Source organism: Pseudomonas sp. GW456-E7, from assembly GCF_059424105.1.
In genome coordinates this window covers 85,914-112,290 of record NZ_JBWKZB010000013.1, presented here as the reverse complement: position 1 = coordinate 112,290, position 26,377 = coordinate 85,914, and the positions used below count along the sequence as shown (strand labels likewise).

The window sequence follows — 26,377 nt, the reverse complement described above, 5'->3', positions numbered from 1 at the left end:
GCCCGGCGCAAGTCAAGGAATGGCGAAAAACCGATTGAAACAGTCTGCGACAAGATCGGCACCGGACTCGTCATTCAGGTGCAGATGGTGGCCGCCTGGCAGCTGTTCCCGGCTAAAGGGTAGACGCTCCAGCAACTCGGGGTGTTTGGCGAGCATGCCGTCGGCAGCGACCACCAGCGTTGCTGGACATTTGATCCGCTGGACGAAGGCCATGGCCTGCTCGGTGGTCAGGCGCAGTGGCGATGGCAGCGTGAGGCGATTGTCGGTGCGCCAGGTATAACCACCCGATACCGGCATCAGACCCCGCTGCGCCAGCAGTTCCGCGGCTTCGCGGCTGACCGCCACCAGGCCCTTCATGCGCGCTTCGATGGCGCGGTCGAGGGTGTCGTAGACCGGTTTGCGCTTCTCCCGCAGATCCAGTTGCGCCTGCAGGGCCATGCCCATGCGCTCGGCAGCGTTTTCCCCCTTGTCTGTAGGAGGAATGATGCCGTCGATCAGCGCCAGGTGGGTGACCCGCTCGGGCATCGACCCGGCGATGATCAGCGAAGCGATGGCGCCCATCGAATGCCCCATCAGCGCAAATTTCTTCAGTCCAAGCTGTTCGGCGACTTGCAGCACATCGTGGGCATAGTCCCACATGGCGTAACCGGCTCCCGGCGGGCGATGCCCGGAATGACCGTGACCGGCCATGTCCAGCGCGATGATGCGCAGGCCTTTGAGTTTGGGAGCCAGACGGGCAAAGCTGTTGGCGTTGTCCAGCCAGCCATGCAGGGCAATGACCGGCAAACCGTCTTCAGGACCGAACAGGTGTGCCGCCAGTTCGATGTGCGGCAGGCTCAGGCGGACCTCTTCGACGGCATGGCTCATGCGCAATCCTGTTGTCGACGGCCATCCCAGCGATGGAACAGACCTTTGAGCATTTGCGCGGTATCAAGGGGACGCTCGAGCGGAAACATGTGGCCGCCGGGCATGGTCAACGACTCGCCCAACGGCAGGCGGTCGACCGAACTGGCGTGATGGCGCATCACCACTCGGCTGTTGTGCCCGCGAACCACCGCCAGCGGCACTTGCAACTTGCGGGTGCTGCCCGGGCTGGTGTGCGGCACGCCGCGATAGATGCTGATTTCCGTGGCCGGGTCGAACCGCAGGCGCAGTTTGTCGCCGACCTGGTGCAAGCCATGTTGCAGGTAGGCATCGAAGCATTCGGGGTCGAAACCGCGAAACAGGGTTTTACCGGCAAAGTATTTCCGGGCGCTTTCCAGGTCGGCGAACTCTTCGCGGCGGCCCAGGGTACGGCCGGCCGGCGTCAGGCGGTCGATGAAACCGAAGCGTTTGGCCGCACGTATGACCCATTGATCGGCTCGGGTCAGCACTGGCGAGTCGAGCATCACCACCCCGCGATACAGCTCAGGGCAGCGCAAGGCCGCATGCAGGTGCAACACCCCGCCGAAGGAGTGACCGACGCCCCACACGGGCTCGGCCTGTTGTTGCAGGTGATGGATCAGCTCATCCACCAGGTTGTACCAGTTATCGTCCGCCGGGTAACGCGGGTCGTGGGCGTGCTGCTCCAGATGCGTCACCTGAAACTCGGGTGCCAGCGCCGCAAACAACTTGCCGTAGGTCCCCGAAGGAAAACCATTGGCGTGGGCGAAAAAGATCTGTTGCGACATACCTGCAAATCCATGAGCGAGAACAGACGTTGATTGTCCGTAAGACCGCTTCCTACAGCAATGACCATAACTACCAGGAATGGTGGCAGGAGCTGCCGCAGGCTGCGATCCTTTGATTTCAAACCGTCAACGTAACGGAGGTTTCTCACCCAACGGCACCACCGCCATGGTCAACCGCGACACACAACTGGCCTTGCCCTCATCGCTGGTCAACCGAATGTCCCAGACATGGGTCGTGCGGCCGATGTGGATCGGCTTGGCCACTGCCGTCACCCGCCCGCTGCGCAGGCCGCGCAAATGGTTGGCGTTGATTTCCAGGCCCACGCAATAGAACTTGCTGGCATCAATGCACAGGTAGCTGGCCATCGAGCCGACCGATTCGGCCAGCACCACCGAGGCACCGCCATGCAGCAAACCGTAAGGCTGATGGGTGCGGTGATCGACGACCATGCTGGCGGTCAGGGACTCATCGTCGAAGGACTCAAAACGGATGTCCAGCAGTTCGCCGATGGTATTTTTCTGGATTGCGTTCAACTGCTCGATGTTGGGAGCGGTGCGCCACAGACTCATCGCAGGGTTTCCTTGTTGGTTTTGTTGGTGAATCAATCCTGCCACAGCACCGCTTCGTTGCGCTCGCTCCATTCTGCAAAACGCTCACCGTACGCCGCTTCGATCACGTTGCGCTTGATCTTCAACGTCGGGGTGAGAAAGCCGTTTTCCACGGCCCAACTGTCCTTGACCACCACCAGGCGCCGCAGCTGTTCATGCTTGTCGAGCGCACCGTTGACCTCTTCCAGCAGTTTTTCCAGGCTCGAATGCAGGCCGGCGCGTGCGGCCCCGTCGGCATCCTGTTGGCCGACCGCCGACAACACGCACAAACCCAGCGGTGCACTCAAGCCATCGCCCACCACGCAGACCTGTTCGATACGCGAATGCACGGCCAGGCGATTTTCAATCGGTGCCGGCGCCACGTATTTGCCTTTGCTGGTCTTGAAGATTTCCTTCAGGCGCCCGGTCAGGCGCAGATTGCCTTCGGCGTCCTCCTCGCCCTTGTCGCCGGTGCGCAGGAAGCCGTCCTCGGTAATGGTGTCAGCGGTTTTTTCCGGTTCCTTGAAATAGCCGAGCATGGTCGCGCCACTGCGCACCATGACCTCCCCCGTCTCGGCGATCCGCACTTCAACTTCCGGGCACGGCTTGCCGATCCAGCCTGGTTTGTTCTGGCCCGGGATGCCGATGTGGGAGTAACCGCAACTCTCGGTCATGCCGTAGACCTCCAGCACGTCCAGTCCCAGTTTGCGGTACCACTGCAACAAGGTTTGCGGCACCGGTGCCGCGCCGGACAACGCGATGCGCAACGCATCCAGACCCAGTCCGGCGAGAACTTTATGCCCGACTCGTTTGCCGATGATCGGCAGGCCAAGCAGGAAGTTGAGACGTTTTGCCGGGATCTTGCTGTACACGCCCATCTGGAATTTGGTCCAGATGCGCGGCACGCCAAACAGTGCGGTCGGGCGCGCACGCTGCAGGTCGGTGAGGAAGGTGTCCAGGCTCTCGGCGAAAAATACCGTTTGGCCGGTATAGATCGACGCCAGTTCGACGAACATCCGTTCGGCAACGTGGCACAGCGGCAGGTAGGACAACAACCGGTCCGACTCGTTGAGGCCAAACAACGCAGTGCCGCGTGTGGTGGCGAAGCCCAGATTGCCGAAGCTGTGCATCACGCCTTTGGGCATGCCCGTGGTGCCGGAGGTGTAAATGATGGTCGCCAGTTGATCGGCGGCAGGTTTCGGATCGTCCTGGATGGGCGAGCTGCCTTGCAGGTCGGCCCAACTGAAATCGAACGTACCCGGCGGATGCAGGGGCAGGCTGATGGTCGGCAGGTCGGGGCTGACGCCACGGGACATGCCTGGCCAGTCGTCAAGCTTGCCGATGAATGCCAGCGCCGCTTCCGAATGTTCGAGCACCTGGGCAACCGATTCGGCGGTGAGGTTGGGGTACAAGGGCACCGACACATGCCCGGCCATCCAGATCGCCAGGTCGGCGATGATCCAGTGCGCACAGTTCTTCGAGATCAGGGCGATATGGCTGCCCTGCGGCAACTCCCGCGCTCGCAACCAATGGGCCGCGCAACGGGCCTGGTGACCGACGTCCGCCCAGGTCAAGGTCTCGACCTGGCCGCCTCCGACCGGCTGGACCAGGAAGCGCTGGCGGGGGTGACGGGCCTCACGCTCGTAGAAAACGTCCAGCGGCAAACGAAAAGCAGCAGACATGACTCGCTCCTGTGTTTTTGTTCTGGAGCAAGCGTAGTCAACCAAGCAAGTGCTTGGTTAATTTTTTACAGGTAAAAAGCAAGATCAAAAGATCGCAGCCTGCGGCAGCTCCTACATGGAAATGGCGTGCATCTTGTAGGAGCTGCCGCAGGCTGCGATCTTTGCTTTTATGGGTGCTTGATGTCGTTGAGCCTCATCGACCCGACCAACAACTCATTGCTCTCGAGCTCGGCCAGGCCGGCGGTGCTGACCCGCTCCGGTGGATGTCCCGCGCCATGTTGCAGGTAGCTCAACAAATTCCCCACCAGAGGGTTGTGACTGACCAGCAGGACATCGCTCACCGCCACCATTTGCTCGGCGACCTTGTCCGGCTCGGTGTCCGGTGTCAGCCACTCGACAGTGCGGATTTCCGGCTCGAACCCCAGTGTTTCGCGCACCAGTTGCGCCGTCTGCTGCGCTCGCAGGTACGGACTTGCGTATATCGCCGTCAGCGGTTGCCCGATCAGTTGCGCGGCGCTGCGCAGCACCTCCTCACGACCGTGGTCCGTCAGTTCCCGCTCCGAATCGTGGGGCCGGGAGCCGTGTGGTACAGCTTCACCATGACGCAATACCCAGAGTTTCATAGCTTGGGTTCCTCATCTCGAGCCGGATGCGGTGCCGGTGCCACAACATGCGGCGCTTCACCTTCCGGTGTACGCGGCGTCGGCCAATCGGCGAACGGCCAAGGCTTCTGGTCGCTGTGAAAGCTGCCGAAACGACCGATCTGCGCCAGAAACTGGCTCAGACTGTCGCCAAAGTTCATCAGGCTGGCGCTCGGGGCGCCATAAAACAAACGATAGATCAACTGCACCAGCACGACGGCGCCGAGGATGAACTGCGCGACTTGCCACACCAGCACGAAGACGATCATCCACAACACGCGCAGCAGGATGGATTCATACTTGGCTTCTACTTTTGGATCGTTCATGCGCAACTCCCTGCTTTTATGGCAAGCGTGATTAATTGAAACCACTGGTGGAAATAAAGTCGACGTCGGTTTTCGGCTCGCCACGCATTAACAGACCGATGACCTGCTCCAGCGTGCGGCCTTCGAACAGGATCGCGTGCAACCCGGCGACCAGCGGCATGTACACGCCAACCTCCTGGGACTTGGCCTTGAGTACTTTAAGGGTGTTGACCCCTTCGGCGACTTCACCCAGGCGCGTGACGGCCTCGTCCAGGCTCAGGCCCTGGCCGAGGGCGAAGCCGACCTGATAGTTGCGGCTCTTTGGTGAAGAACAGGTCACGATCAAGTCGCCCACGCCGGCCAGGCCCAGGAAGGTCATCGGGTTGGCGCCCTGATTCACCGCGAAGCGGGTCATTTCCGCCAGTGCCCGGGTGATCAGCATGCTCTTGGTGTTTTCCCCCATGCCCAGCGCCACCGCCATGCCGGCGATGATCGCGTAGACGTTTTTCAACGCCCCGCCCAGTTCCACGCCGAAACGGTCGGCGCTGGCATAAACGCGAAAGGTGCGGCCGTGCAGCGCGGCCTGAACCTGTTGGCACAGTTCTTCGTCTTCACTGGCGACCACCGTGGCCGTCAGCGCATGTTCTGCAATTTCACGGGCCAGGTTGGGGCCGGACAGGACGCCAATGCGTGCCTGCGGGGCGATTTCTTCAAGGATCTCGCTCATCAACTTGAACGTGTGGGCTTCGATGCCTTTGGTCAGGCTCACCAGCATTTTGCCGCTCAAGCGTTCGGCGTGCGGCACCAGCACCGAGCGCAGCGCGCTGGAGGGCAACGCGACGAAACACAGGTCGCTGGCATCCAGGGTGGCTTGCAGGTCGGTGACCGGGGTGACGCCGGGCAGAATCTTGATGCCTTTGAGGTAACGCGGGTTTTCGCGATTGACCCGAATGGCCTCGGCCTGTTCGGGGTCACGCATCCACTGAAGGACCTGATGCCCGTTCTCGGCCAGCAGATTAGCCACGGCGGTTCCAAAACTTCCGCCTCCCAGGACCGCAATCGGGCGCTGTTCAGTCATATGCAATCCGTTAATCCATACCAGTGGCGATGTCGGCATTATACGGGGCAGCCCATCGGCGGCCAGCCCCGACATCAAATACCTGCACCCGCAGGAAGAAGACCAATAAAACCGAGGAAAATGCAGACATCGTGAATGGAAAAGTCATTCGGCTCGGTTAACATGCGCGCCATCAATCACTGACAGGGATGTGTTGTGTCTCCGGCTGCTCCTTCACCGCGTTCGCCTCTGGTACTGGCGCTGATTTTCAGCTCGCCGGTGCTGGCCGACGACCTGTTCCTGGACAGCGAACCGCTGCCGCAAGTGCTCACCGCCACGCGCCTGAAGCAGTCGCCGGCGGCCGTGCCGGGCAGCATGACGGTGATCGACAGCGCCCTGATCCACGCCACCGGTGCCCGTGACATCAGCGAACTGCTGCGCCTGGTGCCGGGGATGATGGTCGGCAACATCAGCGGCAACCAGGCCGCGGTGAACTACCACGGCACCAATGCGACTGAAGCGCGACGCATGCAAGTGCTGATCGACGGGCGCTCGGTGTATCGCGCCGGCCTGGCCACCGTCGACTGGAGCGACATTCCGGTGGCCATGGAAGACATCGAGCGCATCGAAGTCTTTCGCGGGCCCAATACCGTCAGCTACGGCGCCAATGCCCTGATGGCGGTGGTCAACATCATTACCCGGCGGCCGGCCGACAGCCTCGGTACCCGCATGAAGGTCACCCGGGGGCAGCGCGGCATCAACGACTTTTATGCCAGCCAGGGCCTGGGCTGGGAGGATGGTGACATGCGTCTGTCCCTGTCCGGCCAGCAAGACGACGGCTTCGACACCGACAGAACCGGCGCTGATTACCATGACAGTCGTCGCCTCGATCGCTTCAACCTCGCGGTCAGCCAGAGCCTCGACGAACGGCAAAGCCTCGATTGGCAAGTGAATGCCAAGGACGGCACCAACCAGCGGCCCTATACCTACCGGCCGGTGTTCCCGGGGATTACCCGTGCCGGCAACGACTCCGACGTCACCGCCAAGGACTACGCCGGGTCGTTGCGCTGGAACCTGGACATCAATCCCGATCACAGCCTTTATATCCAGGGTTCGGCCCAACACTGGGATCGCCAGCAAACCTGGCGCGCCTGCGACGCAGAAATTTCGTTCAGCCCGCAATTGACCGAGCTCTGGCAACTGAACCCGAACTACACCGAACGCCTGGCCCGCAACATCACACGCTTCACCGGCCGTGGAGCCCCGGCTGGCACACCCGCCGAGCAGGCGCTGGCCAACCAGGTACTCGATCAATGGCGCAACGGTGCGAGCCAGACCGTTTGCGGCGACATCGACCAGAGCACCCGGGAAACGCGCTACGACCTTGAACTGCAGGACACCCTGAGCCTTGCCGATAACCTGCGGCTGGTCAGCGGGATGAACTATCGTTACGACCGGGCGGATTCCGAGACTTACTTCAATGGCACTCTCGATGACAGGACCTGGCGGGTGTTCGGCCAGGTCGAGTGGCGTGCCAGCGAACACTGGTTGCTGCAAGGCGGCGCCATGTTCGAAGATGCCCGGCTGATCGGCAGCTCGCTGACACCTCGCATGGCGGTCAACTACCTGATCAACCCGCGCCACGGCTTGCGTGCGGTGTACTCCGAGGCCATCCGCTCGCCGGACATGTTCGAGAACAACGTCAACTGGAGTTATCAGGTCACTAACCTCAAGCCCGGTGCCTTTGGCCAGTCCAGCGCCCGCTATTTCGTCAAGACCCGCGGCCCGGGCGACCTCGATCAAGAGCACATGCGCTCCCGGGAGCTGGGCTACAACGGCTACTTCCCCGAAACGGGGCTGGCACTCGACGTGAAGTTGTTCCACGACGAAATCACCGGCATGATCAGTGAACCGCTGCGCAACAATCAGTACGTCGCCAGCAACGCCAACAAGGAGCGTTTTTCGGGAGCCGAAACCCAGCTCGACTGGCGCGTCGGCAGCTTCGATCGCCTGCGACTGACCTATGCCTACGTCGATGCCGACGCCAGCAATCCGCTGGATGCCAGGCAGACTGCAAACAACAGTGGTTCAGCCGGATGGCTGCGGGATTGGGGCCGGGGCTGGAACAGTGCGCTTTTCTATTATGGCGACGACGCCCTCAACGGTTACCGCTTCGAACGGGTCGATGCGCGCATCGCCAAACGTATCGCCCTGGGCAAGGCCAGCCTGGAACTGGCCGGAGTGCTCCAGCAACGCCTGGACAATCAGCCGACCACCTTCATCGATAACCGTTATGACCAGCGCCACGTGATGTATTTCAGCGCAGAGCTGGAACTGTAAGATGCCGTATCGTCCGGCCTGGAGAACACCGACCTTGAGCCGGTTGCTGGCGGTGCTTTGCCTGTTGTTCACCGGCATGCTGGGCAGCCTGGCGAGCAATGCGGCCGACATTTTGCTCACGGGGGCCGAAGACAGCCCCGGTGTGCGGGCGTTTACCCAGGCCCTGAGCGAGTTGCGACCGAACGACAACGTACGATTCCAGGCGCTGGCCAGTTTGCCGATACCGGAAAAACTGCCGGAAAATATCCGCTTGATTCTCCTCGATCTGCCCAGCCTCGACTGGCGCCTGCAGGACGCCCAGGGCCCGGCGACACTGGTGCTGCGCATCAGCCGCCTGCAAGCCCGGCAACGCTTGAACAGCTCGCTGCCGGCGCGCCTTTGCCTGCTGTGGAGCGATCCACCGCCGGACCGCCAATTACGCCTGACCCGCACCCTGTTGCCCCAAGCCAGACGCATTGGCGTGCTCTACGACAACCACAGTGAATTCCTGTTGGATGAGCTGCGTCAGGCCGCCCTCCCCCTGGGCCTTGAGGTGGTCACCCAACGCTGGGACAACATTCACGACAGCCGTCCGTTGCAGACCTTGCTGAAGAACAGCGACGTGTTGCTGGGACTGGACGACGCCGACCTGTACAACCCGCAAACCGCAAAGAACCTGCTGCTGAGCAGCTACTCGCGGCAAATGGCACTGATCGGCCCCAACGCGAGCTTCGTCAAGGCCGGGAGCCTGGCCAGCACCTACAGCGATCAGAGCGACTGGCTGGCGGTCCTCGATGAGTTACTCGACCGGCCACCGACCACCTGGCCGCGCTCGCACTATCCCCATCGATTCAAGGTCGCGAGCAATCCCCAGGTGGCGCGCTCCCTGGGTATCGAAGAGATAAACGAGGCGTCTGTCGCCACATTGCTGGCTGAAGGAGAACGCCGCCCATGAACCTGCGCCGTCGCTGGGACATCAACACCCGCACCCAACTCATCAGCCTCGGCCCTGCCCTGCTGCTGACCTTGTTGCTGATCAGCTTCTTCACATTCGTGCGTATCCAGGATCTGCGTCAGGAAATCTCCCACACCGGCCAGTTGATCGCCAACCAACTGGCCCCCGCCACCGAGTACGGGGTGATTTCGGGCAACAGCGAAGTGCTTGAAACCTTGCTCAAGGCGACGCTGGCCACGCCCAACGTGAGCTTTCTGGAAGTCCAGGACAGCGCCAACCGGGTTCTGGTGTACGTCGAACAACCGAACGAACACCACAATCGCGCTCAACAGCTCGAAGTGTTCCAGGCCCCCATACGGCTCCAGCGAATCGCTTTGCACAATGACTTTTTCCAGAGCAGCAAAACCGCCACTGCCGCCCCCACCGAGGACTACCTCGGCCGGGTGATCGTCGGGCTGTCCAACGATGCCTTCAGTCGGCGCCAGCAGGAAATCGTGCTCAAGGCTGCCATTCTGGCGCTGTTTGCCCTGCTGTTTACCTTCCTCGTGGCCCGACGCCTGGCGAGCAGCCTGTCGCAACCGATCCGTGATATCGGCAATGCCGTCAAGGCGATCCAGGCCGGCGATTACAAAAAACCGCTGCCGATTGTCGATGACACCGAGCTGGGGGCACTGTCGCAACACATCAACAACCTCGCCAGCGGCCTCGAACAGGCCAGCCGCGAACAGCATCAGGCCATGGCACAGTTGATCCAGACCCGCGAAGAGGCGGAAAAGGCCAACAACGCCAAATCCGACTTCCTCGCCATGATGAGCCATGAACTGCGCACGCCGATGAATGGCGTACTGGGCATGCTGCAGTTGCTGGAAACCACCGACATGACCGAGGAACAGGTGGAGTACGCGGCGCTGGCCTCGGAGTCCACCGAGCACTTGCTCAAGGTCATCAATGACATCCTGGATTTCTCGCGGATCGAACGTTCGGAACTGGAACTGGAGCACATTCCCTTCAACCTCGCCGATCTGATCGGCAGTTGCGCCCAGTCGTTCCAGCACAGCGCCGCGCAACGCGGTCTCGACCTGCAATTGATGATCCCCGACGACATGCGCGGCCTGCAGGTCAAGGGCGACCCGACGCGTATCCGGCAGATACTGGTCAACCTGGTGGGCAACGCGCTGAAGTTCACCGAGAAGGGCCGCGTCACCCTCGAGGCGCAATGGCAGTCGCTGGATCACGAACTGCTGTGGTTCACCTGCACGGTGCGTGACAGCGGCATCGGCATCCCGGCCGAAAGCCTGGAGTTGATGTTCAACGCATTCCAGCAAGCCGACAGTTCCATTTCAAGGCGCTACGGCGGCACCGGACTGGGCCTGCCGATTGCTCGCACCCTCGCCGAACGCATGGGCGGCACCTTGCGCGCGCAGAGTGAGGAAGGCCGCGGTTCGGTATTCACCCTGGAAATTCCCCTGGCCCTGCACCAGCAGACGCAGCCGCTGTTGCCGCCCCGCGCGCAAACCGGCGACAGCGACGGCGAAGGGCGCAATGTGCTGCTGGTCGAGGACAATCCGGTCAACCAGACGGTCATCGAAGCCATGTTGCGCAGCCTGGGTTTCAAGGTCAGTGTCGCCGCCGACGGCGCGCAGGCGGTACGCAGTGCCGAGAGCCTGATTTTCGAAGCGATCCTGATGGACTGCCGCTTGCCGATCATCGATGGCTATGAAGCCACCCGGCAAATCCGCCAGTTACCCGGGTGCACCGACCTGCCAATCATCGCCCTGACCGCCAATGCCTTGCAGGGCGATCGCGAGGCCTGTCTGTCGGCTGGGATGAACGATTACCTGGCCAAGCCATTCAAACGGACTGATCTGCAACAAATTCTGCAACGGTGGGTGCAGTAGTACAGGCCTTTCGACCATCTGTGACTGGCGTGAAAGGCGAAAGTGCGGCAGTCTTAGGCACCTCGACAGGCCCGAAAAGGGGCTTGAATAATAATTTCAGTGCACAAGTGTACATTCATGTCCTTGGTGCTGTGACTTTCACCACAACGCAATAGTCTATGAGTAGGCTGCCGGTTCGAGGCATGAACGCTTCGATCGGCCGGGAAGATTTGCCCCACCTGCCGCATGGGACTATTGAGGAGCTCGCATGACCAAACAAAACGCCTTTACCCGGGAAGACCTGCTGCGCTGCAGTCGCGGTGAGCTGTTCGGCCCAGGTAACGCGCAACTGCCCGCCCCGAACATGCTGATGGTTGATCGCATCACCCTGATCAGCGAAGAAGGTGGCAAGTACGGCAAGGGTGAATTGGTCGCCGAGCTGGATATCAATCCGGACCTGTGGTTCTTCGCCTGCCACTTCGAAGGCGATCCGGTGATGCCGGGCTGCCTGGGCCTCGACGCCATGTGGCAGCTGGTCGGCTTCTTCCTGGGCTGGCAAGGCCTGCCGGGCCGTGGCCGTGCGCTGGGTTCGGGCGAAGTGAAATTCTTCGGCCAGGTCCTGCCGACCGCCAAGAAAGTCACCTATAACATTCATATCAAGCGCGTCCTCAAGGGCAAGCTGAACCTGGCCATCGCCGACGGTTCGGTCACTGTCGACGGTCGCGAAATCTACACCGCCGAAGGCCTCCGGGTCGGCGTGTTCACCTCCACTGACAACTTCTAAGGGTTATCCGCATGCGCCGCGTCGTTATCACTGGTCTGGGCATCGTTTCTTGCCTGGGCAATGACAAAGAGACCGTCTCCGCTAACCTGCGTGCAAGCCGCCCTGGCATCCGGTTCAACCCGGAATATGCCGAAATGGGTCTGCGTAGCCAGGTTTCCGGCTCCATCGACCTCAACCTTGAAGAACTGATCGATCGCAAGATCTATCGCTTCGTCGGCCATGCGGCAGCTTATGCCTACCTGGCCATGAAAGACGCCATCACCGACTCCGGCCTGACCGAAGAGCAGGTGTCCAACCCGCGCACCGGCCTGATCGCCGGCTCCGGTGGCGCATCGACCCTGAACCAGATGGAAGCGCTGGACATCCTGCGCGAGAAAGGCGTCAAGCGCGTCGGCCCATACCGCGTCACGCGGACCATGAGCAGCACCGTTTCCGCTTGCCTGGCCACTCCGTTCAAGATCAAGGGCCTGAACTACTCCATCGCTTCTGCCTGCGCCACCAGTGCTCACTGCATCGGTACCGCCATGGAACAGATCCAGATGGGCAAGCAGGACATCGTCTTCGCCGGCGGCGGTGAAGAAGAGCACTGGAGCCAGTCGTTCCTGTTCGACGCCATGGGCGCCCTGTCCAGCAAGCGTAACGACACTCCGGAACAAGCCTCCCGTGCCTACGACGCTGACCGTGACGGCTTCGTCATCGCCGGCGGTGGCGGCATGGTCGTGGTCGAAGAGCTGGAACACGCTCTGGCCCGCGGCGCGAAGATCTACGCGGAAATCGTCGGCTACGGCGCGACTTCCGACGGCTACGACATGGTTGCCCCAAGCGGCGAAGGCGCGATCCGCTGCATGCAGCAGGCGCTGTCCACCGTCGACACCCCGATCGACTACCTGAACACCCACGGCACCTCGACCCCGGTCGGCGACGTCGCGGAAATGAAAGGCGTGCGTGAAGTGTTCGGCGACAAGGCTCCGGCCATCAGCTCCACCAAGAGCCTGTCGGGTCACTCCCTGGGCGCCGCCGGCGTTCACGAAGCGATCTACTGCATGCTGATGATGGAAGGCAACTTCATTGCCGGCTCCGCCAACATCGACGAGCTGGACCCTGAAGTGGCCGACCTGCCGGTGCTGACCAAGACCCGCGAAAACGCCACCATCAACACCGTGATGAGCAACAGCTTCGGTTTCGGTGGCACCAACGCCACGCTGGTACTGAAGCGCTGGGAAGGCAAGTAATTTCCCGCTGCTGAGCCACACATGAAAACGCCCCGACTGGTTCGGGGCGTTTTTTTTGCTGCTGAAAATGGGGCAACACTGCGATCCATGTGGGAGCGGGCTTGCTCGCGAAAGCGATTTAATATTCAACATTGATGTCGACTGCCCCACCGCTTTCGCGAGCAAGCCCGCTCCCACAGGTCTTGCGTTCAGCCTGCAGTTTTCATCGTCGCAAACATGAAACCTTTGTCATGAAACTCAACGGCCTGCGACCGAATGTCGCGCATTCAGCGGGCTGCAGGACTGTTTCCGTTTTTGCAAAAAACCGTTACCAAACTCAGCCATTTACTTAGCAAGCTACCAAACTCTATAACAGAGGCCTGCACACGCCTTGCTGCAGATAACAGAGATTGGAGCTAGCAGATGACTGTCAAAGTAACTGAACGCGACGATTCACATAAATCCCACGAGGGTGTAGCCGCCGGCATCCGGATCTGGGACGTGCACCAACAAGACCTGCTGGTCGGCATGTTCCATTCCGAGGCCGACGCGCAAAACTACAGGGCCGAACTGGAAATGCTCGAGCGTAAACGCGAGCTCGCAACCGGTTGAAAACAGACTCCACCACCGTGCAGCCTGCCCTTTCCTGCCAGGCAGGCTGCATCCACATCAGATAACCTCGATCAGCGTCAAATGAAGGTCATCTTCGATCGGCACCGAAGGGACACTTTCAACAATCCAACCCGCTTGAAGCCTGACCACCTCGACGTCGCCATCGCCCATTCCGTCATTGCGGATCGAAAACTGCAGCGATGACGGATGACGCTTGGCATAGTCGAAACTCATGCCGCAGGCGATCAGGAAATCGATTTTTGCCTCGGTCAGCTCTACCTGAACGTCGCGCTCGCCTTCTTTCAGACTGTAGTAATCCAGGCACAAGTTGATTGCAAAAGGGCAGCCATTGACGAGGCTATTGATGAACCGCCCTTCATAACCCCCGAAATAACTGTGTTCAGCCCGCACGCTGCTGAGTTTCTTCACCCTGACTTCGATTTCTTCGGAAATCTTGAACAGCCAGAAGTCCCCCTCCGAAGCCAGGTGTTTGCCAAAGTCGATACCTGATACATGGCGCTTTGGCCACATCGACATCAAAGGTATATCGACTTCATATTCTTTATTGGTGATCGCCAGCAAGTAATTAATAACATCGTAATAACTTGACTCACCTTCTCCAACCTTGACGAGTGTCGCACAGCTTCCCGCCAGCAATACGATCTTGCCATAGCGTTCCACTGGCAGTTCGGTCATCAATAAAGCTATGCACGCTGGCACTTTCTCCAGGTAGGCAGCGTTCAGCTCATGGAGCTCCTCTTCATTACGCACCTCGCGCCAGGGAATGTTCCAGAAGAACTCAGGCAGGGTAAAGAAAACACAAGCGGTCTCGCCATGATCCTCGCGAGCGGCTTTTGCAGCGATCTTGATTTTTCGGCGTACAAGCTCGACACGAGCGACAAGTTCATCGTCCAGGTAATCGCAAATGGATCGCCCGAGCGTTCGCGACTGTGAAAGCTGCGACTTGAAAGTGGGTTGGCGTAACGAAGCGATACTGACAAACATTTATTCCATCCTTGGATACTAAAGTTCATTCCATTTGTTTTCTCAAGACACAAACATCCTTATGAAAAGACATTATTTCCTGGCAAAAGAAAACCCGAAAGATCGTATCGATACAATCTTTCGGGCTCAATGTATAAAACATGCAAAGTACTAGCAAACATGTAAGCCCGTTAGGGCATTAAATCTGTTACCACATCAGGTCATCAGGAATCTTATAGGCCGCGTACGGATCGTCCTCAGCGATGACCTCTTCAGTCTGCACATTGAGCTGCACGATGCGCTGCGGATCGCGCTCCTGAATCTTCAGCGCCGCCTCGCGCGGAATCACTTCGTAGCCGCCAGCGTGATGCACGATGGCCAATGATCCACTACTGAGCTTGTTGCGCATCAGGGTGTTGACGCAGATGCGCTTGACCTTCTTGTCGTCGACGAAATTGTAGTAATCCTCGGTCGTCAGTTTCGGCAGGCGCGAGACTTCGATCAGTTGCTTGACCTGCGCGGCACGGGCCTTGGCCTCGACTTTCTCCTGCTGCTGGCGGTTGAGCTCCTGATCGCGCTTGACCTTCTCGGCCATGGCTTCCTGCGCCGCGCGTTGCTGGGAGTCATCCAGCTCGATCTGACCTTTGTGGGCCAGGCGCTGTTGTTTCTGTTTGTCTTTGCTGACCTGCTTGGCCTGCTTCTGGTTGACCAGCCCTGCTTTGAGCAACTGGTCGCGAAGGGAAATGCTCATGGTGCTTATTACTCACTTGGGCCACGGCTCAACCGCAGCTGGGCAAATTCTTTTCCTGACGTTTGGCTTCGCCCCACAAGGCGTCCAACTCTTCGAGGGTGCAATCTTCTATGGGACGACGGGTATCGCGCAATGCCTGTTCGATAAAACGAAAGCGTCTTTCAAACTTGCCGTTGGCGCCACGCAGCGCGGTTTCCGGATCAACCTTGAGATGCCGCGCCAGATTGACCACGGAAAACAGCAAGTCGCCGATCTCGTCGGCCACGGCTTCGGGATCGTTTTCCGACATGGCTTCGAGCACTTCATCGAGCTCCTCACGCACTTTATCGAGCACCGGCAAGGCGTCCGGCCAGTCGAAGCCGACCTGCCCCGCGCGCTTCTGCAATTTTGCCGAGCGAGACAACGCCGGCAATGCAGCAGGGACGTCATCGAGCAACGACAACTGTTCGGGTGCCGAAGATTTCTCCGCGCGCTCTTCGGCCTTGATCTCTTCCCAGCGCTGCTTGACCTGCTCTTCACTCAGGCGCGGGACATCCAGAGGCGCATACAGATCACCGGTGGGGAACACGTGGGGATGACGGCGGATCAGCTTGCGGGTGATGCTGTCGACTACGCCGGCGAATTCGAAGCGCCCTTCTTCGCGAGCCAACTGGCTGTAATACACCACCTGGAACAGCAGATCGCCCAGCTCACCCTGCAAGTGATCGAAGTCACCGCGCTCGATGGCGTCGGCGACTTCGTAGGCTTCCTCAAGGGTGTGCGGGACGATGGTGGCGTAAGTTTGCTTGATGTCCCATGGACAACCGTACTGCGGGTCGCGCAGGCGGTTCATGAGGTGCAGCAGGTCTTCAAGTGAATACATTTATTAAACTCTGCGAGAACCTGTGGGAGCGAGCTTGCTCGCGATAGCGGTCTGTCAGACAACACATGTGCTGAATGTTAAGCCGTCATCGCGAGCAAGCTCGCTCCCACAGTGGATCGGCGCCGAACATGCATCAAGGTGTACGGTTACGCCGCGTTTCGATGATGTTCGGCAACTGGGAAATCCGCCCCAACAACCGCCCCAATGCATCCAGCCCCGGAATCTCGATGGTCAGGGACATCAGCGCGGTGTTGTCCTCCTTGTTCGAGCGGGTGTTGACTGCCAGCACGTTGATCCGCTCGTTGAGCAGCACTTGCGACACATCACGCAGCAAACCGGAACGGTCGTAGGCGCGGATGACGATGTCCACCGGATAGGTGAGCACCGGTACCGGGCCCCAACTGACCTGGATGATCCGCTCGGGCTCGCGCCCGGCCAGCTGCAGCACCGAGGCGCAGTCCTGGCGGTGAATGCTCACGCCACGACCCTGGGTGATGTAGCCGACGATTGCATCGCCCGGCAACGGTTGGCAGCAGCCGGCCATCTGGGTCATCAGGTTGCCGACACCCTGGATCTGGATATCACCGCGCTTGCCCGGTTTGTAGCCCGTGGCTTTGCGTGGAATCAGTTCCAGCTGTTCGTTGCCGCGCTCCGGCTCGACCAGTTGCTGCGCCAGGTTGACCAGTTGCGCCAGACGCAAGTCGCCGGCACCGAGGGCGGCGAACAGGTCTTCGGCGGTTTTCATGTTGGCCTTGTCGGCCAGCTTGTCGAAATCCACCGCTGGCAAGCCGAGGCGATTGAGCTCACGCTCAAGCAGGGTTTTACCGGCCGCGACGTTCTGGTCACGAGCCTGCAGCTTGAACCAGTGAACGATCTTCGCCCGTGCCCGCGACGTGGTGACGTAACCCAGGTTCGGGTTCAGCCAGTCACGGCTCGGGGTGCCGTGCTTGCTGGTGATGATCTCGACCTGTTCACCGGTTTGCAGGCTGTAGTTGAGCGGCACGATGCGCCCGTTGATCTTGGCGCCACGGCAGTTATGACCGATTTCGGTGTGTACGCGGTAGGCGAAGTCCAGCGGCGTCGCGCCTTTTGGCAAGTCGATGGCGTGGCCGTCCGGGGTGAAGATATAGACCCGGTCGGGCTCGATATCGACCCGCAGTTGCTCCGCCAGGCCACCGATGTCGCCCAGCTCTTCATGCCACTCCAGCACCTGACGCAGCCAGGAGATCTTCTCTTCGTAGTGATTGGAACCGGACTTGACGTCGGTACCCTTGTAGCGCCAGTGCGCGCACACGCCGAGCTCGGCTTCCTCATGCATCGCGTGGGTGCGAATCTGCACTTCCAGCACCTTGCCCTCAGGCCCGATCACCGCCGTGTGCAGCGAGCGATAGCCGTTTTCCTTGGGGTTGGCGATGTAGTCGTCGAACTCTTTCGGGATGTGCCGCCACAGGGTGTGGACGATGCCGAGCGCGGTGTAGCAGTCGCGCATTTCCGGCACCAGCACACGAACGGCACGCACGTCGTAGATCTGGCTGAACTCCAGACCCTTGCGCTGCATTTTGCGCCAGATCGAATAGATGTGTTTGGCCCGGCCGCTGATATCGGCATCGACGCCGGTGGCCTGCAATTCGTTCTTCAGCTGGCTCATCACGTCGCTGATGAAGCGCTCGCGATCCAGTCGCCGCTCGTGGAGCAACTTGGCGATCTGCTTGTACTGGTCCGGCTCCAGGTAACGGAAGGACAAATCTTCCAGTTCCCACTTGATGTGACCGATACCCAGGCGGTGGGCCAGTGGCGCATAAATGTCGAAGACTTCACGAGCCACGCGGTTGCGCTTTTCGTCATCGGCGGTTTTCACCGCACGGATGGCGCACGTGCGTTCGGCCAGTTTGATCAGGGCGACGCGAACGTCATCGACCATGGCCACCAGCATCTTGCGCAGGTTTTCCACCTGGCCCTGGGTGCCCAGCACCAGGGATTTACGCGGGCTCAGGCTGTCGCTGATCGCGGCCATGCGCTGCACGCCATCGATGAGTTTGGCCACCACCGGACCGAAGCGCTGGCTGACCGCCGGCAACTTGATCTGGCCTTCGCGTACGCCTCGATACAGGATCGCGGCGACCAAAGAGTCCTGGTCGAGTTTGAGATCGGCGAGGATCTCGGCGATCTCAAGTCCGGTACGGAAAGTCGAGTTACCTTCCGACCACAGATTCTGTGCCGCATTGGCTTGTTGTTCGGCCTCGCGAGCGTACTCGCAGGCTTCCTTCAAGGCTTCGCGATCCAGTGCCAGATCGACACTCACCGCGTGATCGAGCCAAGCCTCGAGATTGATACTGCCGTCGGTGTTGATCGGCTGGTGTGCTCTCACCTGTACCATCTTGCTTACCTTCCCTACGACGCAGATTCAATGCGTCAAATCGCTGACCTTCGTTGCCTGTGCGCCCACGTCGGGCTCGGTGCGCGGCTGCACGGGCGGGCCAGTCGGACCAGACGAGCATCCTAGCTCGCTTCAAATAACGCCATGGCCTCGACATGTGCCGTTTGAGGAAACATATCGAGAATCCCGGCACGTTTTAACCGGTAGCCCTGCTTGATCAATTCGACCGTGTCGCGCGCCAGCGTTGCCGGGTTGCATGACACATACACCAACCGCTCGGCGCCCAGGGTCTTGAGCTTGCGCACAACCTCGAAAGCACCGTCACGCGGTGGGTCCAAGAGTACCGCACAAAAGCCTTCGGCGGCCCATTCGGCGTCCGTCAAAGGCTGGGATAAATCGGCCTGAAAAAACTTCGCGTTATGCAGATTGTTGCTAGCGGCATTCGCCGCCGCCCGGTCGACCATCACCTGCACACCTTCCACTGCCACCACTTCGCGAGCAGCCTTGGCCAGCGGCAAGGCAAAGTTGCCCAGGCCGCAGAACAGATCGAGTACGCGCTCATCCGCCGTCGGCTTCAACCAGTCCAGCGCCTGGGCGACCATCGCTTCGTTGACACCAGCGTTGACCTGGATGAAATCTCCAGGTCGGTAAGCCAGTTCCAGGTCCCACTGTTCAAGACGATAGCCCAGCGACTGGTCAGCCTCGACCGGTTGCGGTTCACCGTCGCCATGCAGCCACAACTGGGCCTCATGGAACGCGCAGAAATCCTTGAGGATGGTCATGTCACTTTCAGACAACGGCGCCATGTGCCGCAGTAAAACCGCCAGCGTCGAACCGCTGAACAACTCTACGTGCCCCAGTGCCTGAGGTTTGCTCAAGCGCCGCAGCATTTCCGGCAAGCGGGTCATGATCGGTTGCAAGGGCTGTACCAGCACCGGGCAGTCATCGATGCCAACGATGTCCTGGCTGCCGGCGGCACGGAAACCGACTTCGAGTTTTTTCGCCTTCATGTCCCAGCGCACCGCCACGCGGGCGCGACGCCGGTAGGCGAACTCCGCGCCGCTCAATGGCGCCGCCCACTCTTCGGGTTCGACGCCCGCGACCTTCGACAACTGCTCGGCGAGCATGCGCTGTTTCAGGGCAAGCTGTTCGTTATGAGGCAGATGCTGAACGCTGCAACCGCCGCAACGGCCGGCATGGGCGCACGGTGCCGGGCGGCGCAATTCGCTGGCCTTGAACACCCGCTCGGTGCGCGCCTCGACCACTTTGCCGTGGGCGCCGAGCACACGCGCTTCAATCTCTTCACCGGCCAATGCGCCGATGACGAACCAGGTGCGGCCTTCGAAAAACGCGATGCCGCGACCGTCATTGGCCAGGCGCTCGATGGTCAGGCGCTGCTTTTTGCCGGTCGGGATTTGCGGGGCCTTGCTGCCACCGGTGGGCTGGAAGCGCAGGCCTCTTTCATGCTTGGCCATCAGTTGGGCGCGTCGAAAATGCCGGTCGACAGGTAACGGTCGCCACGGTCGCAGATGATCGCGACGATCACCGCGTTTTCAACTTCTTTGGACAGGCGCAGCATTGCCGCCACGGCACCGCCCGAGGACACGCCACAGAAAATGCCTTCTTCGCGGGCCAGCCGACGGGTCACGTCTTCGGCTTCGCTTTGGGCCATGTCGACGATCCGGTCCACGCGGTCAGCCTGGTAGATCTTCGGCAGGTATTCCTGGGGCCAGCGGCGGATGCCCGGGATCGCCGAGCCTTCCATCGGTTGCAGGCCGATGATCTGCACGTTGTCGTTCTGCTCTTTCAAGTAGCGCGACACGCCCATGATGGTCCCGGTGGTGCCCATGGAGCTGACGAAATGGGTGATGGTGCCCTCGGTCTGGCGCCAGATTTCCGGGCCGGTGGTGGTGTAGTGCGCTTCGGGGTTGTCACCGTTGGCGAACTGATCCAGTACCTTGCCGCGACCTTCGGCTTCCATCTTCTGCGCGAGGTCACGGGCGCCTTCCATGCCCTGTTCCTGGCTGACCAGGATCAGCTCGGCGCCATAGGCGGTCATGGCCGCCTTGCGTTCGGCGCTGGAGTTGTCCGGCATGATCAGGATCATCTTGTAACCCTTGATCGCCGCGGCCATGGCCAGGGCGATCCCGGTGTTGCCCGAGGTCGCTTCGATCAGCGTATCGCCGGCATGGATCTGCCCGCGCAGTTCGGCGCGGGTGATCATCGACAGCGCCGGACGGTCCTTGACCGAACCCGCCGGGTTGTTCCCTTCGAGCTTGAGCAAAAGGGTATTGCTGGTGGCGCCGGGCAGGCGCTGCAAACGGACCAGCGGAGTGTTGCCGACGCAATCGGCGATGGTTGGGTACTGCAAGGTCATGGCGTATTCGCAATCCAGACTGCGGGGGCGCCTATCATACCGGCAAACCTCGGAAGGCCATATCACGCAAAGTGTGGTGCTTATGGTTTATGGGAATAAGCGGCAAGCTTTGAGCTGCAAGCGGCAAGTGGCGGTGCCACTCGGAGCATGAAAAACAGGGGTTGCTGTGGTGGGAGTGAGGGCCTCTTCGCGGGCAAGCCCGCTCCCACAGGGGGCTGGGGTGATTACAGGTTTGGCGGTTCAAACACAGTCAGTGTGGGAGCGGGCTTGCTCGCGAAGGAGTCGTCACAGGCGCTACTAACATCCGCCAACAAGCGCATATTCAAGCGCAACCCGGTCCCGGTGTTCTGCGCCCAAAGCTGCCCGCCCTGACGCTGCACAGCGTTCCGGGCAATGCTCAAGCCCAATCCGAATCCACCATCCCCCGGTCGCGAACCGTCGAGTCGGGTAAACGGCAGGAAGATCCGCTCCAGATCAGCTTCCGCCACACCGCCCCCCTGATCCTCCAGCCACAGATGCCAGTATTTACCCTCGCACTGTCCGCCAAGGTGGACCACACCGCCCTCGGGCGAATGCCGAATCGCATTGCGCAGAATGTTTTCCAGGGCCTGGGCCAGGGTGTTGAGATGACCGCGCACCCAGCAGGATGCATCCACCGTGCATTGCAGCCGAGTATCAGGCCAACCGCTTTCATAGCAGGCATTCTCCGTGAGCATCTCCCACAGCGCCTGGATCTGGATCGCTTCGTCGGGCAAGCGGGTGCGCTCGGTGTCCAGCCAGGCCAGCTGCAGCGTGTCTTCCACCAGGCGCTGCATGCCGTCGACCTCCCGGCCGATGCGTTCGCGCAATAGCTCCAGCCCCTGCTCGCTTTCACTGGCCACCCGCAAGCGGCTCAAAGGCGTGCGCAATTCGTGGGACAGGTCGCGCAGCAGTTGCTGCTGCAAGGCCACGGTACTTTGCAGGCGTTCAGACATGTGATCGAACGCCCTGCCCAGCTCGCCCAGTTCATCCGAACGATTGGTGGTCCGGCTCGAGAGCCGTACGTTCAGTTGATCGGCACGCCAGGCATTGGCCTGCTCACGCAAGTGGTTGAGTGGCACCACCAGCAAACGGTAGAGCCCGACGCACAGCAGCAAAGTGAACAGCCCCGGAATCACGCCATTGGTGATCACCCGCCAGAACACCCGGTATTGCCCAGGCAGAAAGCGTTCGGGCAACTCGATCACCAGGCTGCCGGCGGAAGGGTCACCGGGAAACGGCACACGCATCCAGGGCCGGCCCTTCTTGTGGACGGGCCAATCCAGGCCGCGCAAAAAAGTCAGGCGTTCGACTTCCTTGTCCGTCAGCGATTGGTTGCCCAAGGACTGCAAATCCGCGCCGATGACACCCACCCAGCCTTTTTCCCGCTGATGCATGCCTTGCAACCATTCATCGACACCCGCGCTCTGCGTCTGTTGCCATGCCTGCTCGGCCTCGGCGGCATAGCGCGTCAGGGTGCCGCGGGCCTCATCGGAGAGAAACTGGTTGCGCTGCTCCATGTAACGGCCCCAGGACCAACTCAACCAGATCATCAGCAGACAGAACGCGACCAGTAGACAGGCCAGTTTCCAGAACAGCGAATGCCTGCCCGGCAAGTTACATTTCATCGGCGGCGCTCAGGATGTAACCCTTGCCCCAGACCGTGCGCACTTCGCGCTCGGTGTAGCCAATGGCCTTGAGCTTGCGGCGGATCTGGCTGATGTGCATGTCCAGGCTGCGGTCATGGGCTGCGTAACCGCGCTGCAGCACCTGCTGATAAAGGAAGGCTTTGCTCAAGACTTCGTCGGCGTTGCGGTGCAGTGTCTCCAGCAAGCGATACTCGCTGCGGGTCAGCCCGCCCGCCTGCTCGCCATAAAACACCTCGAAGCGTTCATCGTCGAAACGCAGGCTGTCCATCGAAGGGGCTGGCACTGCGGGGACCGGGCGGCGGTCGAGGGCCACCCGCCGCAGGATGGCTTCGATGCGCACCCGCAATTCCACCATGCTGAAAGGCTTTGGCAGGTAATCGTCGGCTCCCAGGCGAAAGCCGCTGATGCGGTCGGCCTCGGCACCGAGGGCTGACATCAGCAACACCGGGGTGGTATGGCTCTGGCGCAATTGGGTCAGCACCGCCAGACCGTCCAGGCCCGGCAGCAGAATATCCATCAGCACCACGTCGAAAGGTTGCCGCCGGGCCATGTCCAGGCCTTCCTGGCCGTTCTGGCACCAGGTCACCTGAAAGCCGCTACGGTCCAGATGTTCATGAACGTAGGCGCCGAGCACGAGGTCGTCTTCGATGGACAGGATTCGGGGGAGGCCGGCATTGATGGGAGTCATGACTATCTGCAAACAATTCTCAGTTGAATGATTATTCAAGATTGCCTCGCCAGGGGCAACCCACCGCTTGGCTGTATCGCCAATGAGCTGCGCGGGCCGACGAATGGCAGCCGCATTTTTACGAAGATTGCCCGCGAGCAAATCGCTACACTGCGCAAGTGCTGCATGACGGATATATATGCAGGTCTATGAATAGCGGGATGCAGGAGAGATGCGTGCTCAAGAAACTGGGAATCAAAGGCCGCGTGCTGTTGCTGACCCTGTTGCCAACCAGCCTGATGGCGTTGGTGCTGGGGGGTATTTTACCTGGATGCAACAGGCTGACCTGCAAACCCAACTCATGCAGCGCGGCGAAATGATCGCCGAGCAGTTGGCTCCCCTGGCGGCGCCAGCCATGGGCCATCAGGACAACGAACTGCTCGAACGTATCGCCACCCAGGCCCTGGAACAAACCGACGTACGGGCCGTGACCTTCCTGGCTCCCGACCGCACGCTGCTGGCCCACGCCGGCCCGACCATGCTCAACCAGACGCCTTCCGGCAGCGGCACGCAGATGCTGCGCCGCAGTGGCAACGATGCGACCCGCTATCTGCTGCCGGTGTTCGGCAAACACCGCAACCTGGCCGGAGACGTGATTCCCGAAGAAGCCGACCGCCTGCTGGGCTGGGTCGAACTGGAGCTGTCCCATAACAGCATGCTGTTGCGCGGTTACCGCAGCCTGTTCGCCAGCCTGATGCTGATCGCAGCCGGACTGATCGGTGCGGCACTGCTGGCCCTGCGCATGGGTCGCACGATCAACCGGCCACTGAGCCAGATCAAGCAGGCCGTGGCCCAACTCAAGGACGGCCATCTGGAAACCCGCTTGCCACCCCTCGGCAGCCAGGAGCTGGACGAACTGGCCTCCGGCATCAATCGCATGGCCGGCACCCTGCAAAACGCCCAGGAAGAATTGCAGCACAGCATCGACCAGGCCACCGAAGACGTGCGCCAGAACCTGGAAACCATCGAGATCCAGAACATCGAGCTGGACCTGGCGCGCAAGGAAGCCCTGGAAGCGAGCCGGATCAAGTCCGAATTCCTGGCCAACATGAGTCATGAAATCCGCACGCCGCTCAACGGCATTCTCGGCTTCACCCACCTGTTGCAAAAAAGCGAGCTCACCCCACGCCAGCTCGACTACCTGGGTACCATCGAAAAATCCGCCGACAGCCTGCTCGGCATCATCAACGAGATTCTCGACTTCTCGAAAATCGAGGCCGGAAAACTGGTGCTCGACCATATTCCGTTCAACCTGCGCGACCTGCTCCAAGACACCCTGACCATCCTCGCCCCCGCCGCCCACGCCAAGCAGCTCGAACTGGTCAGCCTGGTGTACCGGGACACGCCGCTGTCCCTGGTCGGCGACCCGCTGCGGCTCAAGCAGATCCTGACGAACCTGGTGAGCAACGCCATCAAGTTCACCCGCGAAGGCACCATCATCGCCCGCGCCATGCTCGAAGAAGAGCACGAAGACACCGTGCAACTGCGCATCAGCATTCAGGACACCGGCATCGGCCTGTCCAACCAGGACGTGCGCGCCCTGTTCCAGGCCTTCAGCCAGGCCGATAACTCGCTGTCGCGGCAACCTGGCGGCACGGGCCTGGGCCTGGTGATTTCCAAGCGCCTGATCGAACAGATGGGCGGCGAGATCGGCGTCGACAGCACCCCTGGGGAAGGCTCGGAATTCTGGATCAGCCTGAGCCTGCCCAAAGCCCGCGACGATGCCGAAGACCTGCCCGCCGCGCCCTTGCTCGGGCGTCGGGTGGCGGTGCTGGAAAACCACGAACTGGCCCGGCAGGCGTTGCAGCATCAACTGGAAGACTGTGGCCTGAGCACCACGCCGTTCAATACCCTGGAAAGCCTGACCAATGGCGTCACCGCCGCCCACCAGACCGATCAGGCGATCGAGCTCGCCGTGCTCGGCATCACCAGCAACGACATGCCGCCGGAACGCCTCAACCAGCACATCTGGGACCTCGAACACCTTGGCTGCAAAGTGCTGGTGCTGTGCCCGACCACGGAACAGACGCTGTTCCACCTTTCCGTGCCCAACCCCCACAGCCAGCTCCAGGCGAAACCGGCCTGTACCCGCAAGCTGCGACGCTCCCTGTCTGACCTGGTCAGCCCGCGCCCGATGCGCAGCGAGCCGGGCGAACCGGTGTCCAGCCGTGCACCGAAGGTGCTGTGCGTCGATGACAACCCGGCCAACCTGATGCTGGTGCAGACCCTGCTCGAAGACATGGGCGCCAAGGTGCTCGCGGTGGAAAGCGGTTATGCCGCCGTCAAGGCGGTGCAGAACGAGACATTCGATCTGGTATTGATGGACGTGCAGATGCCCGGCATGGACGGCCGCCAGAGCACCGAGGCGATTCGCCAGTGGGAAAGCGAACGGCATTGCACGCCGTTGCCGATCGTGGCCCTCACCGCCCACGCCATGGCCAACGAAAAACGCGCACTTTTGCAAAGCGGCATGGACGACTACCTGACCAAACCGATCAGCGAACGGCAATTGGCCCAGGTGGTGCTGAAGTGGAGCGGCCTGGCGTTGCGCAATCACAGCCCGGAGCGCTCCGGCGATGGGCACGGCAGCGCCCATGACCTGTTGGTGCTCGACCACGAGGAAGGATTGCGCCTGGCCGCTGGCAAGGCTGATCTGGCCGCAGACATGCTGGCGATGCTGCTCGCCTCCCTGGAAGCTGACCGCGAAGCGATTCGTCTTGCTCAGCAGAGCAATGACCACAACGCCCTGATCGAACGGGTCCATCGCCTGCATGGTGCGACGCGCTACTGCGGTGTGCCGCAATTGCGTGCGGCCTGCCAACGCAGCGAAACCCTGCTCAAGCAACAGGACCCGAAAGCCAGCGTGGCACTGGACGAACTCGACCGGGCGATCAATCGCCTGGCAGCCCACGCGCGAATGAACGCTTGATG

At 60.9% G+C, this 26,377-nt stretch carries 21 protein-coding genes and 1 pseudogene; 7 read left to right on the top strand and 15 right to left on the bottom strand.

What is annotated here, in order from left to right:
- Positions 1-12 precede the first annotated feature (12 nt).
- From AC07YV_RS11405 to AC07YV_RS11375, 7 genes are all read right to left on the bottom strand, one after another.
- On the bottom strand, positions 13-867 hold the full coding sequence (locus AC07YV_RS11405) for an alpha/beta hydrolase (RefSeq protein ID WP_102699772.1): 855 nt from the start codon (positions 865-867) through the stop codon (positions 13-15).
- The gene (locus AC07YV_RS11400; RefSeq protein WP_158248441.1) at positions 864-1,670 is read right to left on the bottom strand and encodes an alpha/beta fold hydrolase; all 807 of its coding nucleotides are present in this window, start codon (positions 1,668-1,670) and stop codon (positions 864-866) included. Before AC07YV_RS11400 ends, AC07YV_RS11405 begins: the two co-directional genes overlap by 4 nt.
- A gap of 126 nt (positions 1,671-1,796) precedes the next feature.
- Positions 1,797-2,240, bottom strand: coding sequence for a hotdog fold thioesterase (locus AC07YV_RS11395; RefSeq protein WP_102699774.1), 444 nt, complete (start codon positions 2,238-2,240; stop codon positions 1,797-1,799).
- A gap of 32 nt (positions 2,241-2,272) precedes the next feature.
- Positions 2,273-3,940 (bottom strand): AMP-binding protein, encoded by a 1,668-nt coding sequence (locus tag AC07YV_RS11390; protein WP_102699775.1) that lies wholly within the window; start codon positions 3,938-3,940, stop codon positions 2,273-2,275.
- Positions 3,941-4,107: 167 nt separating this feature from the next.
- Positions 4,108-4,563 carry a phosphohistidine phosphatase SixA gene (sixA, locus tag AC07YV_RS11385; RefSeq protein WP_102699776.1) on the bottom strand — a complete coding sequence of 152 codons (456 nt, stop codon included), beginning with the start codon at positions 4,561-4,563 and terminating at the stop codon, positions 4,108-4,110.
- Positions 4,560-4,907 carry a DUF4389 domain-containing protein gene (locus AC07YV_RS11380; RefSeq protein ID WP_007974561.1) on the bottom strand — a complete coding sequence of 116 codons (348 nt, stop codon included), beginning with the start codon at positions 4,905-4,907 and terminating at the stop codon, positions 4,560-4,562. Before AC07YV_RS11380 ends, sixA begins: the two co-directional genes overlap by 4 nt.
- A gap of 31 nt (positions 4,908-4,938) precedes the next feature.
- Entirely contained in the window at positions 4,939-5,964 is a 1,026-nt protein-coding gene (locus AC07YV_RS11375; RefSeq protein WP_102699777.1) for an NAD(P)H-dependent glycerol-3-phosphate dehydrogenase, read from the bottom strand.
- A 195-nt stretch (positions 5,965-6,159) separates the two neighbouring features.
- Between AC07YV_RS11375 and AC07YV_RS11370 the strand changes: the two genes are divergently transcribed.
- From AC07YV_RS11370 to AC07YV_RS11345, 6 genes are all read left to right on the top strand, one after another.
- Positions 6,160-8,283, top strand: coding sequence for a TonB-dependent receptor plug domain-containing protein (locus AC07YV_RS11370; protein WP_102699778.1), 2,124 nt, complete (start codon positions 6,160-6,162; stop codon positions 8,281-8,283).
- Between the two features lies 1 nt (position 8,284).
- Positions 8,285-9,217, top strand: coding sequence for an ABC transporter substrate-binding protein (locus AC07YV_RS11365; RefSeq protein WP_102699779.1), 933 nt, complete (start codon positions 8,285-8,287; stop codon positions 9,215-9,217).
- Entirely contained in the window at positions 9,214-11,115 is a 1,902-nt protein-coding gene (locus tag AC07YV_RS11360; RefSeq protein ID WP_102699780.1) for an ATP-binding protein, read from the top strand. The genes AC07YV_RS11365 and AC07YV_RS11360 overlap by 4 nt, the downstream gene beginning before the upstream one ends.
- Positions 11,116-11,362: 247 nt before the next feature.
- Positions 11,363-11,878 carry a 3-hydroxyacyl-[acyl-carrier-protein] dehydratase FabA gene (gene fabA / locus AC07YV_RS11355; RefSeq protein WP_003227150.1) on the top strand — a complete coding sequence of 172 codons (516 nt, stop codon included), beginning with the start codon at positions 11,363-11,365 and terminating at the stop codon, positions 11,876-11,878.
- Between the two features lie 11 nt (positions 11,879-11,889).
- On the top strand, positions 11,890-13,110 hold the full coding sequence (gene fabB, locus AC07YV_RS11350) for a beta-ketoacyl-ACP synthase I (RefSeq protein WP_015096439.1): 1,221 nt from the start codon (positions 11,890-11,892) through the stop codon (positions 13,108-13,110).
- A gap of 402 nt (positions 13,111-13,512) precedes the next feature.
- Positions 13,513-13,701: a hypothetical protein gene (locus tag AC07YV_RS11345; RefSeq protein WP_007974549.1), complete on the top strand. Its 189-nt coding sequence runs from the start codon at positions 13,513-13,515 to the stop codon at positions 13,699-13,701.
- 57 nt (positions 13,702-13,758) lie between these two features.
- Here the strand turns inward: AC07YV_RS11345 and AC07YV_RS11340 are convergent, their stop codons facing one another.
- The 8 genes from AC07YV_RS11340 to AC07YV_RS11305 all read right to left on the bottom strand — a co-directional run bounded on the left by AC07YV_RS11340 (position 13,759) and on the right by AC07YV_RS11305 (position 23,407).
- A complete protein-coding gene (locus AC07YV_RS11340) occupies positions 13,759-14,706 on the bottom strand; it encodes a hypothetical protein (protein ID WP_102699781.1) in 948 nt (315 codons plus the stop codon).
- 187 nt (positions 14,707-14,893) lie between these two features.
- A complete protein-coding gene (locus AC07YV_RS11335) occupies positions 14,894-15,436 on the bottom strand; it encodes a DUF2058 domain-containing protein (protein ID WP_102699782.1) in 543 nt (180 codons plus the stop codon).
- 28 nt (positions 15,437-15,464) lie between these two features.
- On the bottom strand, positions 15,465-16,298 hold the full coding sequence (gene mazG / locus AC07YV_RS11330) for a nucleoside triphosphate pyrophosphohydrolase (protein WP_007974542.1): 834 nt from the start codon (positions 16,296-16,298) through the stop codon (positions 15,465-15,467).
- Positions 16,299-16,431: 133 nt separating this feature from the next.
- Positions 16,432-18,675 (bottom strand): GTP diphosphokinase, encoded by a 2,244-nt coding sequence (relA, locus tag AC07YV_RS11325; protein WP_007974540.1) that lies wholly within the window; start codon positions 18,673-18,675, stop codon positions 16,432-16,434.
- Between the two features lie 122 nt (positions 18,676-18,797).
- Positions 18,798-20,150 carry a 23S rRNA (uracil(1939)-C(5))-methyltransferase RlmD gene (gene rlmD / locus AC07YV_RS11320; protein WP_102699783.1) on the bottom strand — a complete coding sequence of 451 codons (1,353 nt, stop codon included), beginning with the start codon at positions 20,148-20,150 and terminating at the stop codon, positions 18,798-18,800.
- Entirely contained in the window at positions 20,150-21,052 is a 903-nt protein-coding gene (gene cysM / locus AC07YV_RS11315; RefSeq protein ID WP_015096444.1) for a cysteine synthase CysM, read from the bottom strand. The genes rlmD and cysM overlap by 1 nt, the downstream gene beginning before the upstream one ends.
- 224 nt (positions 21,053-21,276) lie before the next feature.
- The gene (locus AC07YV_RS11310; RefSeq protein ID WP_102699784.1) at positions 21,277-22,698 is read right to left on the bottom strand and encodes a sensor histidine kinase; all 1,422 of its coding nucleotides are present in this window, start codon (positions 22,696-22,698) and stop codon (positions 21,277-21,279) included.
- Positions 22,688-23,407: a response regulator transcription factor gene (locus AC07YV_RS11305; RefSeq protein WP_102699785.1), complete on the bottom strand. Its 720-nt coding sequence runs from the start codon at positions 23,405-23,407 to the stop codon at positions 22,688-22,690. Before AC07YV_RS11305 ends, AC07YV_RS11310 begins: the two co-directional genes overlap by 11 nt.
- A 215-nt stretch (positions 23,408-23,622) precedes the next feature.
- On the opposite strand from AC07YV_RS11305, the pseudogene AC07YV_RS11300 reads away from it, so the two are divergent.
- Positions 23,623-26,375, top strand: a pseudogene (locus AC07YV_RS11300) (response regulator).
- The last annotated feature ends 2 nt before the right edge of the window (positions 26,376-26,377 follow it).